Source organism: Mucilaginibacter conchicola (assembly GCF_003432115.1).
Taxonomy (GTDB): domain Bacteria; phylum Bacteroidota; class Bacteroidia; order Sphingobacteriales; family Sphingobacteriaceae; genus Mucilaginibacter; species Mucilaginibacter conchicola.
This window is the reverse complement of record NZ_QWDC01000003.1, coordinates 177,034-197,097: the sequence shown is the minus strand read 5'-3', so window position 1 is coordinate 197,097 and position 20,064 is coordinate 177,034. Positions and strand designations below refer to the sequence as shown.

The window sequence follows — 20,064 nt, the reverse complement described above, 5'->3', positions numbered from 1 at the left end:
ATGCAAACCGCCTTATCACCATATAATTTGTTGCTGCAAACCTATCGCGATGGACTGGCAATAGGCCTATTTTCTAAAGATGAAGTTGTGGCGTGGGCTGATGAACTGATCATAAAAAGCGATGAGCCGGATCACTCGCTGATAGAAATATCATTAAGCACAGATAAGAACCAGTTGATAAGTGTGCTGAACGAAATCACTAACACAACTGCAGACGAGGATAACGATATCGCTACAAGAGCCCTGTTGGGTGTAATATATAAACGCTATAAAGCAGATGAAGTAGATATCCGTGTAATCCTCGATAGTATAGAAATGCTCCCATGTTATAAACTCTCTGACTATGAGAAATACCAGGCTTTTTTACTGGAAGACCACGAGTTTACTTACGGCCCCGAGCAACAGGTTAACTTAAGATTAGATATTATCCGTTTCCTGGAACCATACCAAAGTTTAAGTCTTGATAAATATCAGTATTGGCAACAGATAAATAACGAGCTGATAGCTGAGATGGCTTACAAGGAGACACAACAATGTATACATCAACCGTATAAATTGGTGATGGCATCGCCCAAAAAAGTTGCGATCAAAAAAATAAGCTTTGTATTCATACTTGTTAGCCTTGTTATATTAACCTTTGGCGTTTTGTTACTTACAGGAAACCTCACAAATAGTGACGGTACTCCACTTTATACTCCCGGGGCTTTACTTATCTGGATGGCCATTACGGTTTACCGCCAATCAACAGGGAAAGAATAACTACGATAGGTATAACAAAGGCCTCTCTGCAAAGCAAAGAGGCCTTTGTTCAAAAATGCCCAATTATAAAATTTTATACGCTTGCCCTGTCTGCGCGCCAAGTACGCTTTTAACATAAGCCTGCGCCACACGGTGCATGCTTACCGGGATATGGCCCGGGAAGAACGGGAAATACGCCGGCGATTCTTCAACCACATCGGGGCCGACTGTGTTGATACGTACACCGTTCTCCAGTTCAATAGCTGCAGCTTTTGCAAAAGCATCTAACGCGCTGTTAATGGTGCTTAATGATGAGCCCAGTACAATGGGGTCTTCGCCCAAACTGCCCGAGGTGAGCGTGAACGAACCTTTTGGGTTGATGTAATGCTGACCTATGAGCACCAGGTTTACCTGCCCCATCAGTTTGCTGTTTATCCCTACGCGGAAATCAGCATCCGTCATTGAGGTTAGCGGGCCAAAGTGGCCGTCGCCGGCTACACTTACAAGGGCATCAAACGGGCCTACCTGTTCAAAAAGGTTTTTGATAGACGCGGTGTCTGTTAAGTTTACCTGGTAGTCGCCGCTTTTTGAGCCGACTTTTACGATCTCATTATTCTCTGCAAGTGCATTTACCACGTGTTTGCCAATGGTGCCGGTAGCACCGATAATTATAATTCTCATGTTCTTTTCAATTGTTTATTTGGCAAAAATATCCCAATACTTTACTTTTGTCAAGTAGTTACCTTTTTGTCAACTAATGACAAGATGGTAGTAAATGAGCCCGATTAATACTATGGCCGAAAAAGATTTGAAAATATATCACGGAGCCGACGAATGCCCCATTACCGCAACCATTGATGTGATTGGCGGCAAGTGGAAAGCACCTATCATCTGGCTGCTCATGAAAAGCCCCACGCGCTTCGGCGAACTGCACAAAACTATCCCAGGCATGGCGCTCAAAGTACTGTCGCGCACGTTGAAAGAATTGGAAGCAGATGGCATCGTGATCCGCAAGGCCTACCCCGAGGTACCGCCGCGGGTAGAATATTCGCTAAGCCCCAAAGGCGAAACCTTAAGGCCGGTCATGGCCCTCATGTCGAACTGGAGCCGCGTGCATATCATGGGTGAAGTAGGTACGGAAGAGGTGTTTTAGAGTATGCAAAAGATTCACGTTTACGCACATGAACACCGCGAATATTCGTTAACGCTTGATAATAAAATACTTATTACTAACAAGATATTATCAGTAGTGCTTGTTTGGGCACATACGGCACGCGTGCGGGCAAATGTCAATTCTAAAAATGCATTGTGTTTTTGCCTTTAATAAGTATCTTTAATAAACCGACAAATTATGGCTAAGGCTTTTTTATCACATAGCTCTACCGACAAAAATTTAATTGAAAAAATTGCTACTCAGTTAGGTAGAAATAATTGCCATTACGACCGTTTTACGTTCGAGGTTGGAAATGTGACGTTAGAAGAAATCATAACAGCACTTGATAATTCAGACATATTTGTGCTATTTATTTCCGAGACCGCGCTTGAATCTAAGTGGGTAAAAGAAGAAATAACAAAAGCGAAAAAGAACTTAGACCGAGGGATTATAGATAGAATATATCCTATAATAATCGACGGAAACATAACTTATAAAGATCCAAGAATTCCAAAATGGATTAGACGTCCTTACAATCTTCAAAAACTTGATAACGAAGTTTTAATCTTGAGAAAGATTAAACAAGCACTTAGAGAAGTAGAATTTAAAAGAAATAGTAAAAATCGAGAGTTGAATGACTTGTTCGTGGGAAGACACGATTTATCAGCAGAATTTGAAAGAAAAATTATTAATATAGATAATAAAAAGCCAACCTGTGTTGTTGCGTACAATTACTTTGAGGGTATGGGTCGAAGAACATTTTTAAAAAATGCTTTAATAAAAACCAACATAGTCAATAAGCTTTACGAACCTGAGATTATCCCTATCGACTCAAAAGAGAGTATTGAAGATTTTATCTACAAGCTTAACCTAATTAATCCTGATGAAGACATTTATAAAAAAGATTTAGCAATCGCGACCGTAAATGAGAAAGTTGAAATTGCCAAAAATTTGGTCAAGACATTTATCGACAATAACGAAATTCTTTTTATAGTAGACGAAGGCAGTTTAATTTTGCCTAATAATAAAATCGTCGACTGGTTTGAAAAGCTGATTGCATCTAAAGAGTTTGAAAATCAGATTTGCTTCTGTATAATATCCAAATTCAAACCAGATGGTTTTCAAATATTGAAATTAGGCAATATTGAAGTTTTCCGAATCCCAGAATTATCAAAGACAGATACCACAACGTTATTTTTGCAATATTTAAACACGTTAGACATTCAAATTACGGCTCAAGACAAAACCTTCTTTTTAGATCATTTAAAGGGATTGCCCGCCCAAGTCATTTACACTGCTCAGCTTATTGCTCACACAAATTTACTGGAAGCAAAAAAGCATATAGAAGACATTGTCGAATACTCAGACTTAATGGCGCTGTCTATATTTGAGTTTTTTAAGAATGATGAGTTTGCCCAACAGTTGCTAATAATACTTTCAAAGTTTGAAATTATTAATATAGAATATATCTATAAAATTTTGGGGGATGAAAACGCAGTAAATGATTCAGTGCAGAGTTTGTACGATTTATCTGTATTTAATTTTATGTTTTCAGGTTTTGAGTATATCAAGCTTAATACGGGCATATCCGACTATATTAGCCGCTCGAGGCTAACTCTGAAAAGCGACTACAATAACAGGTTGAAGCAATTAGTTACAGAATCTTTGTCTAAAGATCTCGATTCTCAAATACAAACTGATTATTCGGAATTTCTTTTCACTCTACAAAACATGATTCATAATGGAATTAATATTCCTTCGAAATATTTTTTACCTTCTTTCGTAATCAAATCCGTAGTAAGAGAGTATGGGAATGGAAAATATGACATTGCAATAAACCTTTCTTCACAACTTCTTGAAACATCCAATCATTTTGACGAACAAATAATTAGAGAAGCACGGTATTGGTTCTGTTTAGCTTGTTCTCGGCTGCAAAACGATAAGTTTTTTGATGAGATCAATTACTTTAAAAACGAATATGGGTCAAACAAAGACTATTATTTTTTATTAGGTTTTTACTATCGAAATGGCAATCAAATGGATGAAGCAGAAGATTTTTATCTAAAAGTCTTAGAGATTGATAAGGATCACTCGAAAACCAAGCGGGAGTTAGTAAACGTTTATTTAAAACAAGGGGATTACATTAAAGCTCTAAATCTTGCTGAGGAAAATTTTTATAGGTTTAGAACTAACATTCTTCATGCTCAAGCTTACTTCACTTGTTTAGTAAAAAAATACAAACTTACATCAAATGATGTAGCGGAATTAGATATGCTTCTCGAGACAGTAAAAAAGAGCTTTAACAAGAAGGCCCAAGATATTCACAGGACAATGCAAGGCGAATATGAGTTTTATGTAAATCACAAACTTGACAAAGCAATTAAACTTTTAACTTTATCGTTGCAACTTGATAAGCATAAAAATTATGCCTTTCGCTCCTTGAAGGAAATCTACCGAAAAATGGACATGCAGAATGCTATTGACAACCTTTACAGAGATTTCGCAAACAAAGTTGACACAGAAGACGACGAATATTGAAGATGCATACAGGGTCAGCCCCCTGCTGGCGCACGTGTGCCGCGTATGCCAAAACAAAAACCACAATTGAAAATAAAGAATTTTCTTTACCAAACACCATACCTTCCCCTACCCGCCTGGCGGCGGGCAAGCCAATAGAACAGCTTTATAAAATCAGTTTTCCTGCGTGGGCTCGAACCACAATTTTCTGAACCAAAATCAGACGTGCTACCATTGCACCACAGGAAAATTTCAACACCAGTGAAAATAGAAGGATTTGAACCTTCAACCGGCACCGTATAAGGGTACTGCTCTAAGCATTAAGCTATATTTCCTTATAAATCAGTAGGGTAACCCGGACTCGAACCGGAAGCCTCCACATCCCAAATGTGGTAATCTAACCAATTGATATACTACCCTGCAATTGTCCCGAAAACAAAAAATCCCCTTAGAAAATGTCTAAGAGGATCTCAAGTATTTCGTTATTTTTTTCAATACATACCCAATCACCTCCGACTAATCGGTTGCGGCAATTGTATTTGTATTGTTGTTGTTTTCATGCTGCAATTATAAGCATTATTTTAATAAATAAAGAAATTTCTGAAATTATTTTTTCTCTTCAGTTTTTTCGTCGGGTGTTGCAGCTTGCTCAGCCCCCGGCTCGGTAACAACTTCGGCTGTTGGCTCGGTTGCAGAGTCATCGGCTGTCCATTCTGTATTTTCTGATGCAGGTGCCGGCTCGGGTACAAAAACAGGCTCGTCCTTTTTACGGCCTTTAAACAACTTACGAAAGAAACTGCCTATTGCCACAAAGCCCAGCATTACCAGCTTCCAAAACTTAAGTATCAATGCAAAAAAGCCCACTTTGGCCAATATCTTACCCGCTACAAGGCCACCTATAGTCCAGGCGGCAACCTTATCTGCGCCAGAATCAAAATCGCCGTATTTATATCCATCGGCAAAGTTCACCACGTTAAGCACATGCGGCACACCGGCTTTTACGGCCTCAACATCCTGCATGGTTGATATTGCATTAAGCACCAATACACCTTTACGGCCAAGCACACGCACGTTATAGTTAAGCGTATTAATGCTATCGGTACCAAACTTTACCTCTTTAGCCCAGTGCAAAATATGGCGGTTGCTATCATAAAATGGCTTAGCAGCCCAGCCAACCAGTTCAATTGGGCGGTAGCCCTCTTTTGTACGCTCCTCGTTTTCCTCAACCGTTTCCTTTTTCAGGTTGGTCATCAGGTCGTCATAGTTGATGTCGTTGGCATCGTTATCTTTTACGTAACCTATGGCATCATACTGTATGTTAAAAACGTAACCGCGTTCGCTCATTATGCCCTGTTTCTCGGGCATGATAAAGCCAAGCGTCATGTTCTCAGTTTTGGGATTGTTCCACAACACGGTAAGTACTTTTAAGGCCTGTACCGAATCAAGGTATTTAAACCCCGGCGGCACGGTGATAGTACCCACTCCGTTACCAATTTTTATGGTACCATGCTGGTAGGTAAACTTTTTTTCGAGCGAATCGATCTGGATCTGGGTGCTGTCTTTTTGGGCTTTTGCCGCGGTAATGGCAAAAAAGCTGAAGCACAGGAGTGCGTAAAGTTTTTTCATGCAATAAGGTTATTTTTAAGCCTACTAATATAATAGATAAGCCCAAACGCACGAAATTAATTTTCTGCGAAGTTTATATTAAGGAACTGGAAAGTAGGAAGTTGAAGGCAAAAAGCTTTTTAATATTTTGAAAAGCAACTTTGGTGTTGCTATATACCGGTAGCCCCGCTTTTACTGCAAGCCGCCGGTAAAAGCGGGCTTTCCGCGCAATCGGGTTTAGGGGTGCCGGGATAGTGCCGATAAATGTGATGACCACACACAAACATCAACCAAATAAGGCACCGGCTATAAACAACACTATAAATAATGCTGCAATTGTAACTACACAACTAATTAAACCGGCCAATACAACGCGCCCCCACCCAAAAACCTTTTCGCCGTTGGCTATATGTTCCGTAAGTTGTGTTCCCTGATAATGCTGTACAAGGTAATAAGCTATCCAACAATACACTATCGGAAAAACAACGTTTGGTATTTTAACATCCTCTGGTATCAAAAATATAATTGCAAATAAGAGTACGGTTGCACCAATTGATATAGCCCAGGCACGTTTTGCTTTTGGCACATCACCAAGAACCTTATAATTCTCTGCCACCATATAACCTGTTATAAGCGGGCCACCTAAAAATGTACCTAATCTTATATGTTCAACTTTGTAAATGGGTGCAGCAGTTGCTATGGCAAGTGTTTCGTGGGGTTGTTCAAGTTCCATTATTGTGAAAGATTTAAATCTAAAAATAGAAAATTATACTTATAAAACTACGCAAGCAAAAAGCAAGGCAACAAAAAAGAAGCCTGCACCTTACCCGGCATGTTCCTGCATCTTTGCTTACATTTGCCACACATCATGCAACTACGCTACATCATCAAACCTTTCAACGAATTAACCACTACCGAATTATACGCCCTGCTGCGTCTGCGTGCTGAAGTTTTTGTGGTTGAACAAAATTGCGTTTATCTTGACCTGGATGGCAAAGATCAGCAGAGCTATCATTTGCTTTATTATGCTGATGATGAACTTGCCGCTTATACCAGGCTGGTGCCAGCAGGTGTGTCTTTCGATGAGATCTCTATCGGCAGAGTTATCACTTCTCCCCGTCACCGCGGTATCGGTTTAGGAAAGCAACTGATTGATGCTTCGATAGAAGGTTGTTACAAAAAATTCGGCAGGCAGCCTATCCGTATAGGAGCACAATTATACCTGCTAAAGTTTTACCAAAGCTTCGGTTTTGTGGAGCAGAGCGAGGTTTATGATGAGGATGGCATCCCGCATATTGAGATGGTGAAGGCCTATTGATGCTTTACGCGGATTCGGGCTTTTTAGATAGGGTTTAATTTATAAGATATGAAAAAGTCCATTTCAGATAAGTTAATTGAGGTTATCAAAAAGGCAACCTTACTGGACAAGGAAATTGTTTTGTACGTTAAAACGGATTGGAGCCCGCAAAGCGATACTGAAGGCTACTTGTTTGATCCGGAAGAAATTGTGCCTCTTGAATTAAATGGCGTCCCTTATTTTTTAGAGATAGATACAGTTATCGAGGTTATAGAAACCTGGAATAACTGGACGGATGGCAATAAATCTGATTTGGATAATATAGTAGAGGCTGTTATTTACTATGCAAAATACGACGCCTATAAGCCTGTGTGATATCAGCTTAGTACTAAAACTATCCCTTAAAATGCCCTATATGCCACAGTATGCCTGATGGATCATGCACAAAGCATTCATCGCCCCAGGTATCTACGCGTACGGGTGATACGCGTGCGCCGGGGTATTTTGATGGCAGATCAAGAGCTTTTAATTCTTCATAATAACGGTGGGCATCATCCACCTCAAGGAAAAGCATGGTGTTATCCACCCATTCTTTTGCATAATATTTCTGCAGATAGAAGCCAAAATCGCCCAGTTTAAAAACAGACATATCAGGCGATATCACAAACTCTTCGAAACCCCAGTCGCGGTAAAACGCGCGTGAAAGGTCAAAATCTTTGGCACCGATGAATGGTCTGATGGATTTGGCGTTGTGCTGCATAGCGGTAAATGTTAGTGATAAACAAACTTAAACATTATAGTTATAAAAGCACAAAGCCTGCTGGTTTCCCAACAGGCTTTGTGCTATAAATTAAAATTGACAGAGTGGCTTATTGTAATACGGCATTTAATCCGTTAACTACGCCGGTACCGCCTTTAAGGTCAAACAATACCACCTGGGCATTTTTACCTGCCGCGTTGGTTAGCTGTAATTTCTTATCGGTAGTGATAGATAGCGTAAGGGTTTGGCCATCAAGCGTATTGATAGTTGCTTTACCTTTACCTGCGCTAAGGGCTTTAATTAAACCCGCTTTGTCATAAGTACCGGTTACAACGTGGCCTTTCAAGATAGTGGCCAGTTTTGCGGGGTCTTTTTTCAAAGCGTCAAGCGTGCCGGCAGGCAGTGCACTAAAAGCATTGTTGTTTGGCGCAAAAATGGTATATGGGCCACCAACAGCCAATGTAGAATCCAGTTTGGCAGTTTTCACCAAATCGAAAGCGGTAGAGTAATCTGCGTTACTTTGTAAAGCCTGTACAACGTTAGCGGCATCTGCTTGCGCCGGGGCCGGTGTTGTGGTGGTTGTAGTAGTTGTAGTGGTTGTTTTTTTTGTAGTATCTGGCGTGGTTTGTGCAGATGCATGGTTAGCAGCAACACCTAAAAATAATACCGCACCTAAAGCTAAAATTGATCTTTTCACGTAATTCATAAATAATCCTAATGTTTGGTTAAATGCGTATATTTCTGTCTATAGGCTTTGTGTTTGTTCTGTTTTAATAACTGTATAAACGTTAAAAATGTTTACATCATTGCCTTGCAAACAGCGTACCAATCCAACTTCGCCTTTTAAAAACTGGCTTACAGCGGTTTAAAATGAAGTTTTTTTGGTACAAAAGAACCCGATCAGGAGATTTTTATATCTTTCTGAAATGAAAAACCACCTTATCCTTATCTTCCTATTCATCATTGGCCTGGCTATCTCGGCCATCCATCCGCACGATTACTTTACATGGATACTGGAAGTTTCGCCAGCTATTGTGGGTGCCATTGCACTTGTATTAACCTACAAAAATTTCAAGTTTACTACCCTCACCTATTGGTTCATCCTTATCCATTGCTACATTCTCGTTATAGGTGGACATTATACGTATGCCGAAGTGCCGGCTTTTAACTGGCTTCGCGAGGTTTTGCATCAATCGCGCAATAATTACGATAAGCTGGGCCATTTTGCACAGGGCTTTGTGCCTGCTATGATAGTACGCGAGATACTTATCCGCAAGCAGGTTTTGGCTAAACGCGGCTGGATGCCTTTTTTAACCGTATGTGTTTGCATGGCCATCAGCGTAACTTATGAATTTATTGAGTGGCTGATATCTGTGCTATCTGGCGACTCGGGCGATGCCTTCCTGGGTACCCAGGGATATATCTGGGATACGCAATCTGATATGTTATTTGCCACCATCGGCGCAATATGCATGGTAACACTGATGAGCCGGGTGCAGGACAAGGCAATTAGGAAGTTAGGTTAGCAATATTGAACACCCAATTTTGAATGATGAATAATGAAGTAAGTAAAAAACAAGTTCGACATTCATTATTCAATATTCATTATTCGATATTATCTCTACTGAATTACATAAAAAAATTGCATACCCTGTCCTGCCTCGCGCAAAACGTTCCGGATATGCAATTTCAAACAATAAACTAAGCACTCACTACACCTATCCGTTTTAATAATTTACGGTTTTCGCGGCGGTGGATCAAACGGTGAACCATTGCGTAGATCACCGGTAATATTAAGAGGGTAAGTATAGTTGATGTTACTAAACCGCCTATCACCACAATGGCAAGGGGTTTTTGGGTTTCGCTGCCTATACCTGTTGATATAGCAGCAGGCATTAAGCCAATGGCGGCCATCAGCGCGGTCATCACCACAGGGCGAACGCGCGATATAACGCCTTCCATTATCGCTTCGTTAAGCGGCATCTTGTCTTCCAGGTTCTTACGGAACACCGAGATAAGGATCACACCATTTTGGATACACACACCAAACAAGGCTATGAAACCAATGCCTGCAGATATACTGAAGTTGATCTGCGTAATGTGCAGCGCCAATATACCGCCTATCAGTGCAAATGGCACGTTAAGGATAACCAGAATAGCGTCTTTAGCGTTACCAAAAGTCATGTACAGGATAAGGAAGATAACCAGTAAACAGATAGGCACTACATGCGATAGTGTGTTCGATGCACGTATCTGGTTCTCAAACTCGCCGTTCCAGGTAAAAGTATAGCCTTTATCTAATTTAACGGCTTTGCCAACTTTCTGTTGGGCTTCGGCTATGGTACTCCCCAGGTCGCGGCCACGCACACTAAATTTGACTGCTATGTAGCGCGTGTTATTATCCCTGTAGATAAACGCCGGACCGGTGAGTTGTTTTATAGTTGAGATCTCTTTGATAGAGATCTTTGAACCGTTCATGGTAGGCACCATCAGGCCTTCAATTTTTTCCTCGGTATCGCGATATTGTTTCTGGTAGCGGATACGGATATCAAACTTGCGCTCGCCCTCGTAAAGCTGGGTAGCAGCTTTACCGCCAATCGCCATTTCAATCACCGAGTTTGCATCGGCAGTAGCAACACCGTAGCGGGCCATTTTCTGCTGATCCAGCTCTATCCTAAACTCCGGCTGCCCCAAATTACGTAGTACGCCCAGGTCTTCAACACCTTTTATCTGTTTCAATGTAGCCATTACCTGGTTGGCTTTCTGATCCAGGGTTTCAAAGTCGGGACCAAATATTTTTACCGCCATTGATGCAGGCACACCGGCAACAGCCTCGGCCACGTTATCGATAATAGGCTGCGAGTAGTTGAATACAATACCCGGGAACTGGCTCAGCTTTTTATCCATTTCTGATATCAGCTCTTCCTGGGTAATGTTGCGTTTCCATTGTTTCTTAGGCAGCAGGTCAACCTGTATTTGCACGTTAAAGAAACCTTTAGGGTCGGTACCGTCATTGGTACGGCCCACCTGCGACATGGTTTGCTTTACCTCGGGGAACGAGCCCAAAATATCCCTCATCTTATTGGTCAAATCAACAGATGCCTCAAGCGAGGTGCTCATTGGCAGTTGTGCGGTAACCCAAAGTGCACCCTCATTTAACTGAGGCAAGAACTCTGTACCTAAAAACTTGGCCGATACAAAGGTTAGCGCCATAAAGGCGGTAGCGCATATCAAACTCAGTTTTTGGTTTTTATAAGTGAAGGTGAACATTTTGCGGATGCCGTTCTCAAAGAAGAGTACTACCGGGTTATGTTTCTCTTTTACGTTTTTCCTGAGCAATATGCTTGATAGCGCCGGCACCAGCGTAAGTGTAAAGATCAAAGCACCTAACAAGGCAAACGCAAGCGTGTAAGCTAAAGGCGAGAACATTTTACCTTCTACCTTCTGGAATGCGAAGATCGGGATCAGACAGGTGATGATGATGAGTTTAGAGAAGAAGATAGCTTTACCCATCTCAGCACCTACGTTTTTGAACAGGCCCAGCTTGGCTATCTTGTTAAATTTCTCCATACCCAGCTCCTTCGCACGATGATCCAGCGCCACAAATATCCCTTCAACCATCACCACGGCACCATCTATGATGATACCAAAATCTACCGCCCCCATTGATAGCAGGTTGGCCGTCATGCCCTTAATGCGCATACACATAAAGGCAAACAGCAAGGCCAGCGGGATAATGATGGCCACGGTAAGCGTTGTGCGCCAGTCGGCCATAAACAGGAATACGATAACGGTTACCAGTACTATACCTTCCAGCAGGTTATGAATAACCGTTTCGGTACAAAAATCCATCAGCGTGGTACGGTCATAAAACGTATCTATCTTAACGCCTTTTGGCAGCACGTTATCATTAAGCTCAACCACCTTGGCACGGATGCGTTTCAAAACATCGGCAGGGTTTTCGCCTTTGCGCATTACCACAATACCTTCAAGTACGTCGTTATTCTTATCGCGCCCCACCTGGCCTAAACGCGGCAAACCACTTTCCTGAACATCGGCAACATTTTTTACCAGGATAGGCACGTTGTTTACGTTCTTAACAATGATGTTCTCTATCTCGGGAATGTTATTGATCAAACCTATACCACGTACCACAAAGGCCTGGTTATTTTTCTCTATCACATCACCACCTACATTGATGTTGCTGCGGTTAACCGCGTTGTAAATATCAAGCGAGGTTAATTCATATTTGCGCAGCAAAGCCGGGTTCACTGCTACCTCGTAAGTTTTTTCTTCGCCACCAAAGCTGTTCACATCGGCAACGCCGGGGATGGCTTTAAACTGGCGGTCTAATACCCAATCCTGTATGGCAGTAAGCTCGTGCAGGGATGCTGTTTTGCTTTTCAAGGTATAACGATAGATCTCGCCGGTTGGGCCATAAGGTGGCTCAATTTCGGGCTTTACACCATCGGGCAGTTCCGCATTCATAATGCGGCTCATTACCTGCTGGCGGGCAAAGGCATCATCTACATCATCATCAAAAATGATACGCACGTATGAAAGGCCGAATGATGAAGTGGTACGCAGGTTTGCTTTCTTTTGTACCGAGTTTAAAACGGTTTCCATTGGTATGGTCACCATTTTTTCTACCTCTTCGGCGCTGCGGCCGGGCCACTGGGCTATGATGATAATTTGCGTATTGGTAACGTCCGGAAACGTCTCTATAGGGGTATTCAAGTAGCTCCAGACGCCCAATACAGCCAGCACAGCAGTCATAAAGAACACCATCGCCCGGTTCCTGAGCGAAAAGTATATGATATTTTTAATTAGCTTATTCATTTTGCAGAGAATCAGGAGTCAAGAGACAAGAATCAAGACATCAATTGTACTGTATCTTAATTCTTATATCTTGACTCTATTCTTTAATATTTTTATTTACCTAAACTTCTTCTGTCTTGACTCTTGATTCTTGTCTCTTGAATCTATTCCTGCGTCAATGCGTTATAAAGCAGCAATTGGCTCTTAGATATTACCTTATCGCCCGGCTTAAGGCCCGATGATACGTAGGTGGTATTATCAATGGTTTTAATGATAGTTACGGCACGCACCTGCAGGTCGCACTTACTGTTATAGATCACCACAAAGAACCTGCTGTTATCAAATATTACAGCAGATGCCGGAACGGCTACCGATGCCGTTGCTTCTTTGTTAGTAACCACTACGTTGGTAAACATTTCGGGTTTAAGAAGCAGGTCCTGGTTGTTTAATGCTATACGCACTTTCATCACCTTATTATCAGGGTCGAGCACCGAGCTTACTTCGTCTATTTTGCCTTTAAATACTTTATCGGGGTAAGCCAGCGTGGTTATTTTGGCATCGTAACCCTTTTTAACTTTGGCTATATCAGTTTCAAAAACGTTGGCCCATATCCATACATCTTTCATATCAGATATAGTGAACAGGCTATTGCTGTTATCCGGGCGGATAAAGTTACCTGCCGAGATGTTTTTCTCAACCACATAACCACTACCCGGCGCCGTAATGATCATGGTACCGCTTGCATTGGTATTACCGCCGCCATTAATGGCTATCTGCTGTTTAACCTTGCTGTTGGCTGCAACGGCTTTATTGTAGTTTTCTTTAGCTTCTGTATAATCGCGCTCGCTTGAGATGCCATTCTTGTATAAGTAATCTGCCTGGTCAAGCTGGCGTTTTGCTATGGATAGGTCTGACTTTGTTGCTGAGAGATCGGTGTAGTTACCGGCAACATCCGCACTACGCAAAACGGCAAGCGTTTGGCCTTTTACTACTTTATCGCCTAATGATACCTTCACTTCCATTACCTGCCCGCTGGTTATCGGGAATACCTTTACTACCTTATTCTCATCAAACGATACCTCGCCCGAGAGAGTAAGCTCATCGGCCATCGGCGTGCTTTTAGCCGTATCTATCTCAACCATTTTAGCCAGCGAATCGCTTATGCAAACCTGTTTGGTTTCCATGGTGCCGGTTTTCTTTTCCTGGCAGGCGGTAAGGCCCAATAACGCGAGGCCTATGTATATGAATTGCTTTTTCATGTATGTATTAGGGAAGTAGTGTTATTGTTTGAACTGAGCTTATTGTTGTATTGCTCTTTTGTTTTATTGTTGATTGGCCTGTCTTTTGACTTTTTAATTTTGACTTTTGACTTAAAGTGGCGTTACCACCGTTGTACCTACTGCAAAGTTCAGGTCGGCAATTGCCTTTTGCAGGTTAAGTTGCTGGGCCAGTATCTTTACCTTGGTATCGCGGTACGAATCAAAGAAGTCCACAAACTCCTGCAGGCTTATCTGCTTCATCTGAAAAGCTTTGGCCATGCCGCGGTAAAGCTGATCGTACTTGTCGTAAAAATCCGTTTCCTGTTTACTCAGCAATTGCTGGCTTAAACCGTACTGCGTTACTGCCGAGTGCACATCGTTATTCAGTTGCAGTTCGGCATTTTTAACCGTGTACTCCTGGCTTTGGGCAGTAAGTTTAGCGCTTTTGATATTGCCCTGGTTACGGTTCCATAAAGGCAGTGGCAGGCTTATCTCTAAACCAACATAATTGCGTGCGTAACTACTGTTTTGGTCAAACGTGCTACCTATTGTAACATCGGGCACAGCTATGGCTTTTTGCAAAGCAAGGTTGTGCTGGTTTTGGTTTAACTGATAAACATTAGCCAGATAATCGCCACGGTTGGCTTTGGCCTGCTCTATCAGCGCATTTACATCTAAGGATGCCTGCGTATTGTTAAACGTTATCTGCGGAGAAATAAATTTAGCGGGATCGGTTACCAGCAGAGTTTTCAGTTCGGCCTGCAGATCATTTATCTGGCGGTCTATTTCAACAAGATCGTTTTGCAAGCCAAATAAAAGGGCTTTTAAACGGATAAGATCTTTAAGTGAGTTATTACCGTTCTGGTATGATTTATCAATAGCGTTAACCATTGCCGTGGCCGAGTTGATCTCGGTTTGGTAAACCTTCCGTTGCTCTATCAGGTTGTTTACCTGCGTAAAATCAAGCAGCAGGTTATAGCGCAGGTTACGCATCAGATCATTAAACTGGGCCTGCTGGATCTGCGCACCATCTTGTGCTATTTGTACCTGTTTGCCACGCTTGCCGGCAGTAGTAAAAACCTGGCTAAGCTGAACCATTATTTGCCCGTCGCCGTTGCGGTGGTTAAAAAACTTCTTGCTGGCATCGGTAATGTTCTGGTCGGTGCTTAGTACAGGGTTATCCCAAAGTTTTGCCTGTTTGATAAGGGCCTGCGATGCATCAACATTATACTTCTGCGCAATAAGCTGCAGGTTGTTGGTGAGGAAGAGTTTCTCGGCATCCTGAAAGTTGATACGAAGCGTATCGGTTTGTGCCGATGCCCGCTGGCCAATAAAAACAGCGGAGAATGCAATAGCGGATATTCTTAAATATCTGAGTACCATTTTTGCGATTGTTTGATGAAACAAATCTATCTCAGCTGTATTAGAGCAGCATTAAACGTGCATTAGAAAGTAATTAGAGTTGTCTGAACCCGAATTTGGGAAATTTTAAGAATGAGCAGAAGGCGGGCTACTGTCAAAAAGGCTCTTTTGCCTCTTTTAAAAACTCCACCACAAAAGTACTACCCACCACACCGTCAGATTCTACACGGATAGTGCCGTTAAACAGCTCGATGATCTTACTGGTGATGTACAAACCTATGCCGCTGCCGCTTACAGCTTTATCGACATTTACCCGCACAAATGGCTGAAAGATCCGCTCAATATTCTCTCTGCTAATACCCGGCCCCTCATCGGTAACTGCTATCCGGATACCACTTTCACCGGCTTCAAAAGCAAGTTTAACGGGTTTGGAATCGGAGTATTTAAAGGCGTTATCTATCAAATTATTGAGGGCGATGTAGAGCATCTGCTTATTGGCGGGTATGGTAAGCAGTTCCTCATCATCGGGCAGATTGGCCAATTGGATGCGTAGCTTACCAGGGCCTTTGCGGGTAGCCCATTGCTCATCAAGCTCCCATATCAGTTCATCAACCCTAACCGGCGATAGCTTTGCACGGGTGTAGTTCAGATCAACCTGGGCCAGCTCCATTAAACTGGTAATAGTTTCCTGCAGGCGTGCGCCGTCATTTACAATGGATGATAAAATGCGTTGATATTCTTTTGGTTCGCGGTCTTTCTCTAAAGCCACTTCTACCTCTCCCATTATACTGGTAAGCGGCGTGCGCAACTCATGCGATGCATTGGCCACAAAGGTTTGCTGCAATTCAAAAGCGTTTTGCAGGTGCTCTAAAAGGCGGTTAAAATTGTCTATCAATTCGGCAATCTCATCCTTGTTTTTTACCTGGTTTACCCGCATGTGCAGGTTGCTTGATCGTATACGCCGTATCTGCTCAACTATACTATCAACCGGCGATAGCGCCCGCTGGGCAAACCATCGCCCCACAAAAAAAAGCAGCACCCCAAAAACAACAAACAAGGTTCCTGCTATTTTACCCAGCACCATCATGCGCCTGGGGGTATTATGATCAACCGCCGATGCCAGTATCACAAAATCGCCCTGGTTATCATGAAAAAACTTACCTACCACCTTTCGGTTACCTTCCTGGTACTCCAGCATACCATCGCGGCGCACCTGTTCTATAATATTCTTATTCCAGTAAATATTATGGTTCACCTTAAAGGCCGACATATTATCTTTATCGTATACCCTTATCACCTCATCGGGTAGTTTCTCCAAATACTCTTCCTGTATTTGGATCATCGAGTCGGCAGCCAGCTCATCAGCCTTCAGATACACCTGCGATGCCAGGTTAGTGCGATCGCCAAGGCGGTTATAAAAATCGGCCACAAAAAATGAGTACACCGCAATATACAGCGCAACCAGCACCAGCAGCAGCGCACCCGAACTGAGCAGTGTAAAATTGAGCGATAAACGGGTTTTTATTTTCACGTTTTTGATTGTTGACTTGTTGGATTGTTTTATTGCTGGATTGCTTTAACACGTTGTCATTTCGAACGAGGTACGAGGAGAAATCTTCTTCAAGTGATACTTACGGCGTAGAAGATTTCTCCTTGCTGTCGCTCGTTCGAAATGACAAACACTTACTGTCTTAAAGCCCCTCTCCCTCGAAGAGGGGTTTGGGGAGAGGCCTTCTCCGCTTAATCCTTCAAAATATACCCCATCCCTATTACGGTATGGATCAGCTTTTTATCAAAACCTTTCTGGATCTTATTGCGCAGGTAATTCACATATACATCAACCATGTTGGTGCCGGTATCAAAATTAATACCCCACACACGCTCCATGATATGCTCGCGCGAGAGGAGTTTGTTGGGGTTCTTGATAAATAGCTCCAGCAAACTATACTCTTTGGCCGTAAGGTTTATCTGTTTGCCGTCGCGCTCGGCAGTTTTGTCCCATGTATTCAGGCGCAGGTCGCCAAAGCTAAGCACATGGTTATCTGCATCAGCTGTTTTACGGCGGCGAAGCATAGCCTCAATACGCGCCAGCAACTCATTAAAGTGGAAAGGTTTTACCAGGTAGTCATCAGCACCCGAGTGCAGGCCGTTCACCTTGTCATCAATAGTACCCAAAGCGCTCAGCATCAGCACCGGCATTGATGGTTCATCCATGCGCAACTGCCGGCAGATCTCGATGCCCGTCATATCTGGCAGCATAACGTCCAATATCACCAGATCATAATCATTGCTGTCAAAAAGTTGAAAGGCAGCTTCGCCGGTTGAGGCAATATCTACTTCGTAATTGTGTTCGGCAAGGCCCTTTTTAATAAAGGACGATACTTTTTCCTCGTCTTCAACTACACATATTTTGGCCATAGGGATTGCTTTTGTCAGTTTACTCTCACAAATATACGTGTTAGCCGCACATAAGTTTAGCTTAGGTTGGTTAGCACTACCCATTTGTTTAGGTTTGCCCTGCAAAATGACTACAACCACAACTACCGGAACAGAAAAACTACACCCTGCCGTTATCCCCATTATGGCTATTGCCGCGGGCGTAACCGTTGCAAATATCTATTACAACCAACCTATACTAAAAGACATCGGCGAATCGGTACATGCAACCGGTGCCGAAATTGGCAAGGTATCAATGTTTGCGCAACTGGGTTACGGGTTGGGTATGTTCTTTTTGATCCCGCTGGGCGATAAGGTGAACCGCAAAAACCTTATCCTGTTGTTAAGTACTTTACTTATTGTAGCGTTAACCGGTTTCAGCGTTGCTACCAAGCTATACCAGGTTTATGCTTTAAGCCTTTTGGTAGGTTTATTAGCCACATCCGCGCAAATTTTAATGCCGATGGCCGCCACATTGGACAGCGTAAACCGAGGTAAAACCGTAGGCCGGGTTTTCGCAGGCATATTGGTAGGAATCCTGGGCGCACGTGTGATCAGCGGTCTTATTGCCGACTGGCTGGGCTGGCGCTGGGTTTACGGCGTATCGGCCATGATGGTATTTGTTGTTGCCATACTGCTTAAATTCTTTTTGCCTAATGTACCACCTAAGTTTAAAGGTAATTACGGTAGCTTGTTAAAATCGGCTTTGGCGTTAATACCTCAGTTTAAAATATTGCGCCAGGCAGCATTCTTAGGTTTTTTCACTTTCGGGATCTTCTGCTCATTCTGGACAACGCTTACTTTTCACCTCAGCGCTGCGCCGCTTAATTACTCAACCGGCACCATTGGTTTATTCGGTTTTGTGGCTATTGGCGGCGCACTGGTTGCCCCATGGTTTGGCAAGTTGGCGGATAAAGGAAATACGCATCACTCACTATTGATTTCCGTTGGGATGATCATTGCCAGCGTGCTATTGATAAAAATATTGCCTTACTCAATAGTGGCGCTTATTATTGCCATCTTCTTCTTAGACATTGGCGTACAGGCCGCGCAGATCACCAACTTTGCACGCATTTACAGCCTGGACGAGCATTCGCACAGCCGTTTAAACACCATCTACATGACCATGTATTTCATAGGTGGCTCGGCAGGTACTTACTTCGGCCTGCTATCATGGAAACTGGGTGGCTGGGACATGAGTACCTGGCAAATGCTGCTTTGGGGCGTTATTGCTATCGGGATAGTATTGGGGAGTAGAGCCCCCCAGCCCCCGCCAACTGGTGGGGAAGCAGAATAGCGCTCTCTCAAAATCAATTTAGGGTAGCTCCTACTGAGCAAAAGAGAACACACCTTTTTTCTACAAAGCGGTAGCCTCTAACGAGGCAACAAGAGTCTCATATTGCGCCTTACAATTATGTCCCGTAGGGACAACCGCTTTGTAGCGACGAATAAGAAGAGACTTTGTGCTCCGTAGGAGCTACCCGCAACCAGCTAAAACTCATTACCCCTCACCCTGGTTATTCCAGCATCCACACCTTTTTTAATCATATCGCCATAGCCATCCTGCGGAAGAAACGCTGTGTACTGCTTCGCAGTGGAATAATTCTCAAAGGCCAACTTAAAGTCGCCCATATCTTCATGGCATTTGGCTACGTTTAGATATAACGACGGGTAGAGCGCTTTTACTTCTGATGTATCGATACTTAATGCCAGATCCAACGCGGTTTTATCCCAATGTAGTTTACCGGATACATCAGCCTGATGGCGGGCTACATAATGCGCGGCGGTAAAGCGTTCAAAATCATTTTGGGCAATGTCCCAGGCGCGGGTAAAGCATTTCAATGCTTCCTGTGATTTAGCCTCGCCTTCAAGCATCATGCCTTCGGCGCAGAGTTTGTTTACAGGATTTTCTGAGTCAAACATTTCAAAATATCATTTAAATCAGGGTAGCTCCCACGGAGCAACAGAGAACAAATTCATTTTTCTACAAAGCGGTAGCCTCTAACGAGGCAAGCCAAAAATCTTACACTAAACTTGATAAATATGTTCCCGTAGGGACAACCGCTTTGTAGAATCAAATCGATAGAAGGGCTTTTGCTCCGTAGGAGCTACCCCCGCC

General features: G+C 42.9%; 18 protein-coding genes and 2 tRNA genes. 7 read left to right on the top strand and 13 right to left on the bottom strand.

What is annotated here, in order from left to right; translation table 11 throughout:
- Entirely contained in the window at positions 1-759 is a 759-nt protein-coding gene (locus D0C36_RS17480; protein WP_117392954.1) for a hypothetical protein, read from the top strand.
- Positions 760-822: 63 nt separating this feature from the next.
- Here D0C36_RS17480 and D0C36_RS17475 read toward each other — a convergent pair whose 3' ends face one another.
- Complete coding sequence (locus D0C36_RS17475; protein ID WP_117392953.1) at positions 823-1,419, bottom strand: short chain dehydrogenase; 597 nt, start codon at positions 1,417-1,419, stop codon at positions 823-825.
- 94 nt (positions 1,420-1,513) lie between these two features.
- Here D0C36_RS17475 and D0C36_RS17470 point away from each other — a divergent pair, with 94 nt between their 5' ends.
- Together D0C36_RS17470 and D0C36_RS17465 are read left to right on the top strand one after the other, a co-directional pair.
- On the top strand, positions 1,514-1,891 hold the full coding sequence (locus D0C36_RS17470; protein ID WP_199502054.1) for a winged helix-turn-helix transcriptional regulator: 378 nt from the start codon (positions 1,514-1,516) through the stop codon (positions 1,889-1,891).
- A 198-nt stretch (positions 1,892-2,089) separates the two neighbouring features.
- The gene (locus D0C36_RS17465; protein ID WP_117392952.1) at positions 2,090-4,429 is read left to right on the top strand and encodes a toll/interleukin-1 receptor domain-containing protein; all 2,340 of its coding nucleotides are present in this window, start codon (positions 2,090-2,092) and stop codon (positions 4,427-4,429) included.
- 241 nt (positions 4,430-4,670) lie between these two features.
- Here D0C36_RS17465 and D0C36_RS17450 read toward each other — a convergent pair.
- The 4 genes from D0C36_RS17450 to D0C36_RS17435 form a co-directional block, all read right to left on the bottom strand.
- A tRNA-Ile gene (locus D0C36_RS17450) sits at positions 4,671-4,743 on the bottom strand.
- Positions 4,744-4,754: 11 nt separating this feature from the next.
- Positions 4,755-4,828, bottom strand: a tRNA-Pro gene (locus D0C36_RS17445).
- A 186-nt stretch (positions 4,829-5,014) separates the two neighbouring features.
- Positions 5,015-6,034, bottom strand: a complete 1,020-nt coding sequence (locus tag D0C36_RS17440; RefSeq protein ID WP_117392950.1) for a DUF2167 domain-containing protein — start codon at positions 6,032-6,034, stop codon at positions 5,015-5,017.
- 265 nt (positions 6,035-6,299) lie between these two features.
- Positions 6,300-6,746, bottom strand: coding sequence for a hypothetical protein (locus D0C36_RS17435; protein WP_117392949.1), 447 nt, complete (start codon positions 6,744-6,746; stop codon positions 6,300-6,302).
- Positions 6,747-6,881: 135 nt separating this feature from the next.
- On the opposite strand from D0C36_RS17435, the gene D0C36_RS17430 reads away from it, so the two are divergent.
- A complete protein-coding gene (locus tag D0C36_RS17430) occupies positions 6,882-7,331 on the top strand; it encodes a GNAT family N-acetyltransferase (RefSeq protein WP_117392948.1) in 450 nt (149 codons plus the stop codon).
- Between the two features lie 48 nt (positions 7,332-7,379).
- Positions 7,380-7,685 carry a hypothetical protein gene (locus D0C36_RS17425; RefSeq protein ID WP_117392947.1) on the top strand — a complete coding sequence of 102 codons (306 nt, stop codon included), beginning with the start codon at positions 7,380-7,382 and terminating at the stop codon, positions 7,683-7,685.
- Between the two features lie 19 nt (positions 7,686-7,704).
- Here D0C36_RS17425 and D0C36_RS17420 read toward each other — a convergent pair whose 3' ends face one another.
- Both D0C36_RS17420 and D0C36_RS17415 read right to left on the bottom strand, forming a co-directional pair.
- The gene (locus D0C36_RS17420; RefSeq protein ID WP_117392946.1) at positions 7,705-8,070 is read right to left on the bottom strand and encodes a VOC family protein; all 366 of its coding nucleotides are present in this window, start codon (positions 8,068-8,070) and stop codon (positions 7,705-7,707) included.
- Between the two features lie 109 nt (positions 8,071-8,179).
- Positions 8,180-8,776: a fasciclin domain-containing protein gene (locus tag D0C36_RS17415; RefSeq protein ID WP_117392945.1), complete on the bottom strand. Its 597-nt coding sequence runs from the start codon at positions 8,774-8,776 to the stop codon at positions 8,180-8,182.
- Positions 8,777-8,996: 220 nt separating this feature from the next.
- Here D0C36_RS17415 and D0C36_RS17410 point away from each other — a divergent pair, with 220 nt between their 5' ends.
- Positions 8,997-9,596, top strand: coding sequence for a DUF2238 domain-containing protein (locus D0C36_RS17410; RefSeq protein ID WP_117392944.1), 600 nt, complete (start codon positions 8,997-8,999; stop codon positions 9,594-9,596).
- Positions 9,597-9,771: 175 nt separating this feature from the next.
- On the opposite strand, the gene D0C36_RS17405 is transcribed toward D0C36_RS17410, so the two are convergent.
- The 5 genes from D0C36_RS17405 to D0C36_RS17385 form a co-directional block, all read right to left on the bottom strand.
- A complete protein-coding gene (locus tag D0C36_RS17405; protein WP_117392943.1) occupies positions 9,772-12,909 on the bottom strand; it encodes an efflux RND transporter permease subunit in 3,138 nt (1,045 codons plus the stop codon).
- Between the two features lie 143 nt (positions 12,910-13,052).
- A complete protein-coding gene (locus tag D0C36_RS17400; protein WP_117392942.1) occupies positions 13,053-14,147 on the bottom strand; it encodes an efflux RND transporter periplasmic adaptor subunit in 1,095 nt (364 codons plus the stop codon).
- 111 nt (positions 14,148-14,258) lie between these two features.
- Complete coding sequence (locus tag D0C36_RS17395) at positions 14,259-15,530, bottom strand: TolC family protein (RefSeq protein WP_117392941.1); 1,272 nt, start codon at positions 15,528-15,530, stop codon at positions 14,259-14,261.
- 133 nt (positions 15,531-15,663) lie between these two features.
- A complete protein-coding gene (locus D0C36_RS17390; protein ID WP_117392940.1) occupies positions 15,664-17,040 on the bottom strand; it encodes a HAMP domain-containing sensor histidine kinase in 1,377 nt (458 codons plus the stop codon).
- 209 nt (positions 17,041-17,249) lie between these two features.
- Entirely contained in the window at positions 17,250-17,927 is a 678-nt protein-coding gene (locus D0C36_RS17385) for a response regulator transcription factor (RefSeq protein ID WP_117393600.1), read from the bottom strand.
- 106 nt (positions 17,928-18,033) lie between these two features.
- Here D0C36_RS17385 and D0C36_RS17380 point away from each other — a divergent pair, with 106 nt between their 5' ends.
- Complete coding sequence (locus D0C36_RS17380) at positions 18,034-19,242, top strand: MFS transporter (protein WP_117392939.1); 1,209 nt, start codon at positions 18,034-18,036, stop codon at positions 19,240-19,242.
- A gap of 194 nt (positions 19,243-19,436) precedes the next feature.
- On the opposite strand, the gene D0C36_RS17375 is transcribed toward D0C36_RS17380, so the two are convergent.
- Positions 19,437-19,868, bottom strand: a complete 432-nt coding sequence (locus D0C36_RS17375; RefSeq protein ID WP_117392938.1) for an rRNA adenine methyltransferase — start codon at positions 19,866-19,868, stop codon at positions 19,437-19,439.
- Between the last annotated feature and the right edge of the window lie 196 nt (positions 19,869-20,064).

Excerpts from the sequence above, each read along its gene's own strand:
- D0C36_RS17380 (WP_117392939.1), top strand. The coding sequence starts at position 18,034 with ATGACTACAACCACAACTACCGGAACAGAAAAACTACACCCTGCCGTT.
- D0C36_RS17465 (WP_117392952.1), top strand. The coding sequence starts at position 2,090 with ATGGCTAAGGCTTTTTTATCACATAGCTCTACCGACAAAAATTTAATT.
- D0C36_RS17415 (WP_117392945.1), bottom strand. The coding sequence starts at position 8,776 with ATGAATTACGTGAAAAGATCAATTTTAGCTTTAGGTGCGGTATTATTT.
- D0C36_RS17440 (WP_117392950.1), bottom strand. The coding sequence starts at position 6,034 with ATGAAAAAACTTTACGCACTCCTGTGCTTCAGCTTTTTTGCCATTACC.
- D0C36_RS17400 (WP_117392942.1), bottom strand. The coding sequence starts at position 14,147 with ATGAAAAAGCAATTCATATACATAGGCCTCGCGTTATTGGGCCTTACC.
- D0C36_RS17480 (WP_117392954.1), top strand. The coding sequence starts at position 1 with ATGCAAACCGCCTTATCACCATATAATTTGTTGCTGCAAACCTATCGC.
- D0C36_RS17420 (WP_117392946.1), bottom strand. The coding sequence starts at position 8,070 with ATGCAGCACAACGCCAAATCCATCAGACCATTCATCGGTGCCAAAGAT.
- D0C36_RS17475 (WP_117392953.1), bottom strand. The coding sequence starts at position 1,419 with ATGAGAATTATAATTATCGGTGCTACCGGCACCATTGGCAAACACGTG.
- D0C36_RS17425 (WP_117392947.1), top strand. The coding sequence starts at position 7,380 with ATGAAAAAGTCCATTTCAGATAAGTTAATTGAGGTTATCAAAAAGGCA.
- D0C36_RS17395 (WP_117392941.1), bottom strand. The coding sequence starts at position 15,530 with ATGGTACTCAGATATTTAAGAATATCCGCTATTGCATTCTCCGCTGTT.
- D0C36_RS17470 (WP_199502054.1), top strand. The coding sequence starts at position 1,514 with ATGAGCCCGATTAATACTATGGCCGAAAAAGATTTGAAAATATATCAC.
- D0C36_RS17405 (WP_117392943.1), bottom strand. The coding sequence starts at position 12,909 with ATGAATAAGCTAATTAAAAATATCATATACTTTTCGCTCAGGAACCGG.
- D0C36_RS17410 (WP_117392944.1), top strand. The coding sequence starts at position 8,997 with ATGAAAAACCACCTTATCCTTATCTTCCTATTCATCATTGGCCTGGCT.
- D0C36_RS17430 (WP_117392948.1), top strand. The coding sequence starts at position 6,882 with ATGCAACTACGCTACATCATCAAACCTTTCAACGAATTAACCACTACC.
- D0C36_RS17385 (WP_117393600.1), bottom strand. The coding sequence starts at position 17,927 with ATGGCCAAAATATGTGTAGTTGAAGACGAGGAAAAAGTATCGTCCTTT.
- D0C36_RS17375 (WP_117392938.1), bottom strand. The coding sequence starts at position 19,868 with ATGTTTGACTCAGAAAATCCTGTAAACAAACTCTGCGCCGAAGGCATG.
- D0C36_RS17435 (WP_117392949.1), bottom strand. The coding sequence starts at position 6,746 with ATGGAACTTGAACAACCCCACGAAACACTTGCCATAGCAACTGCTGCA.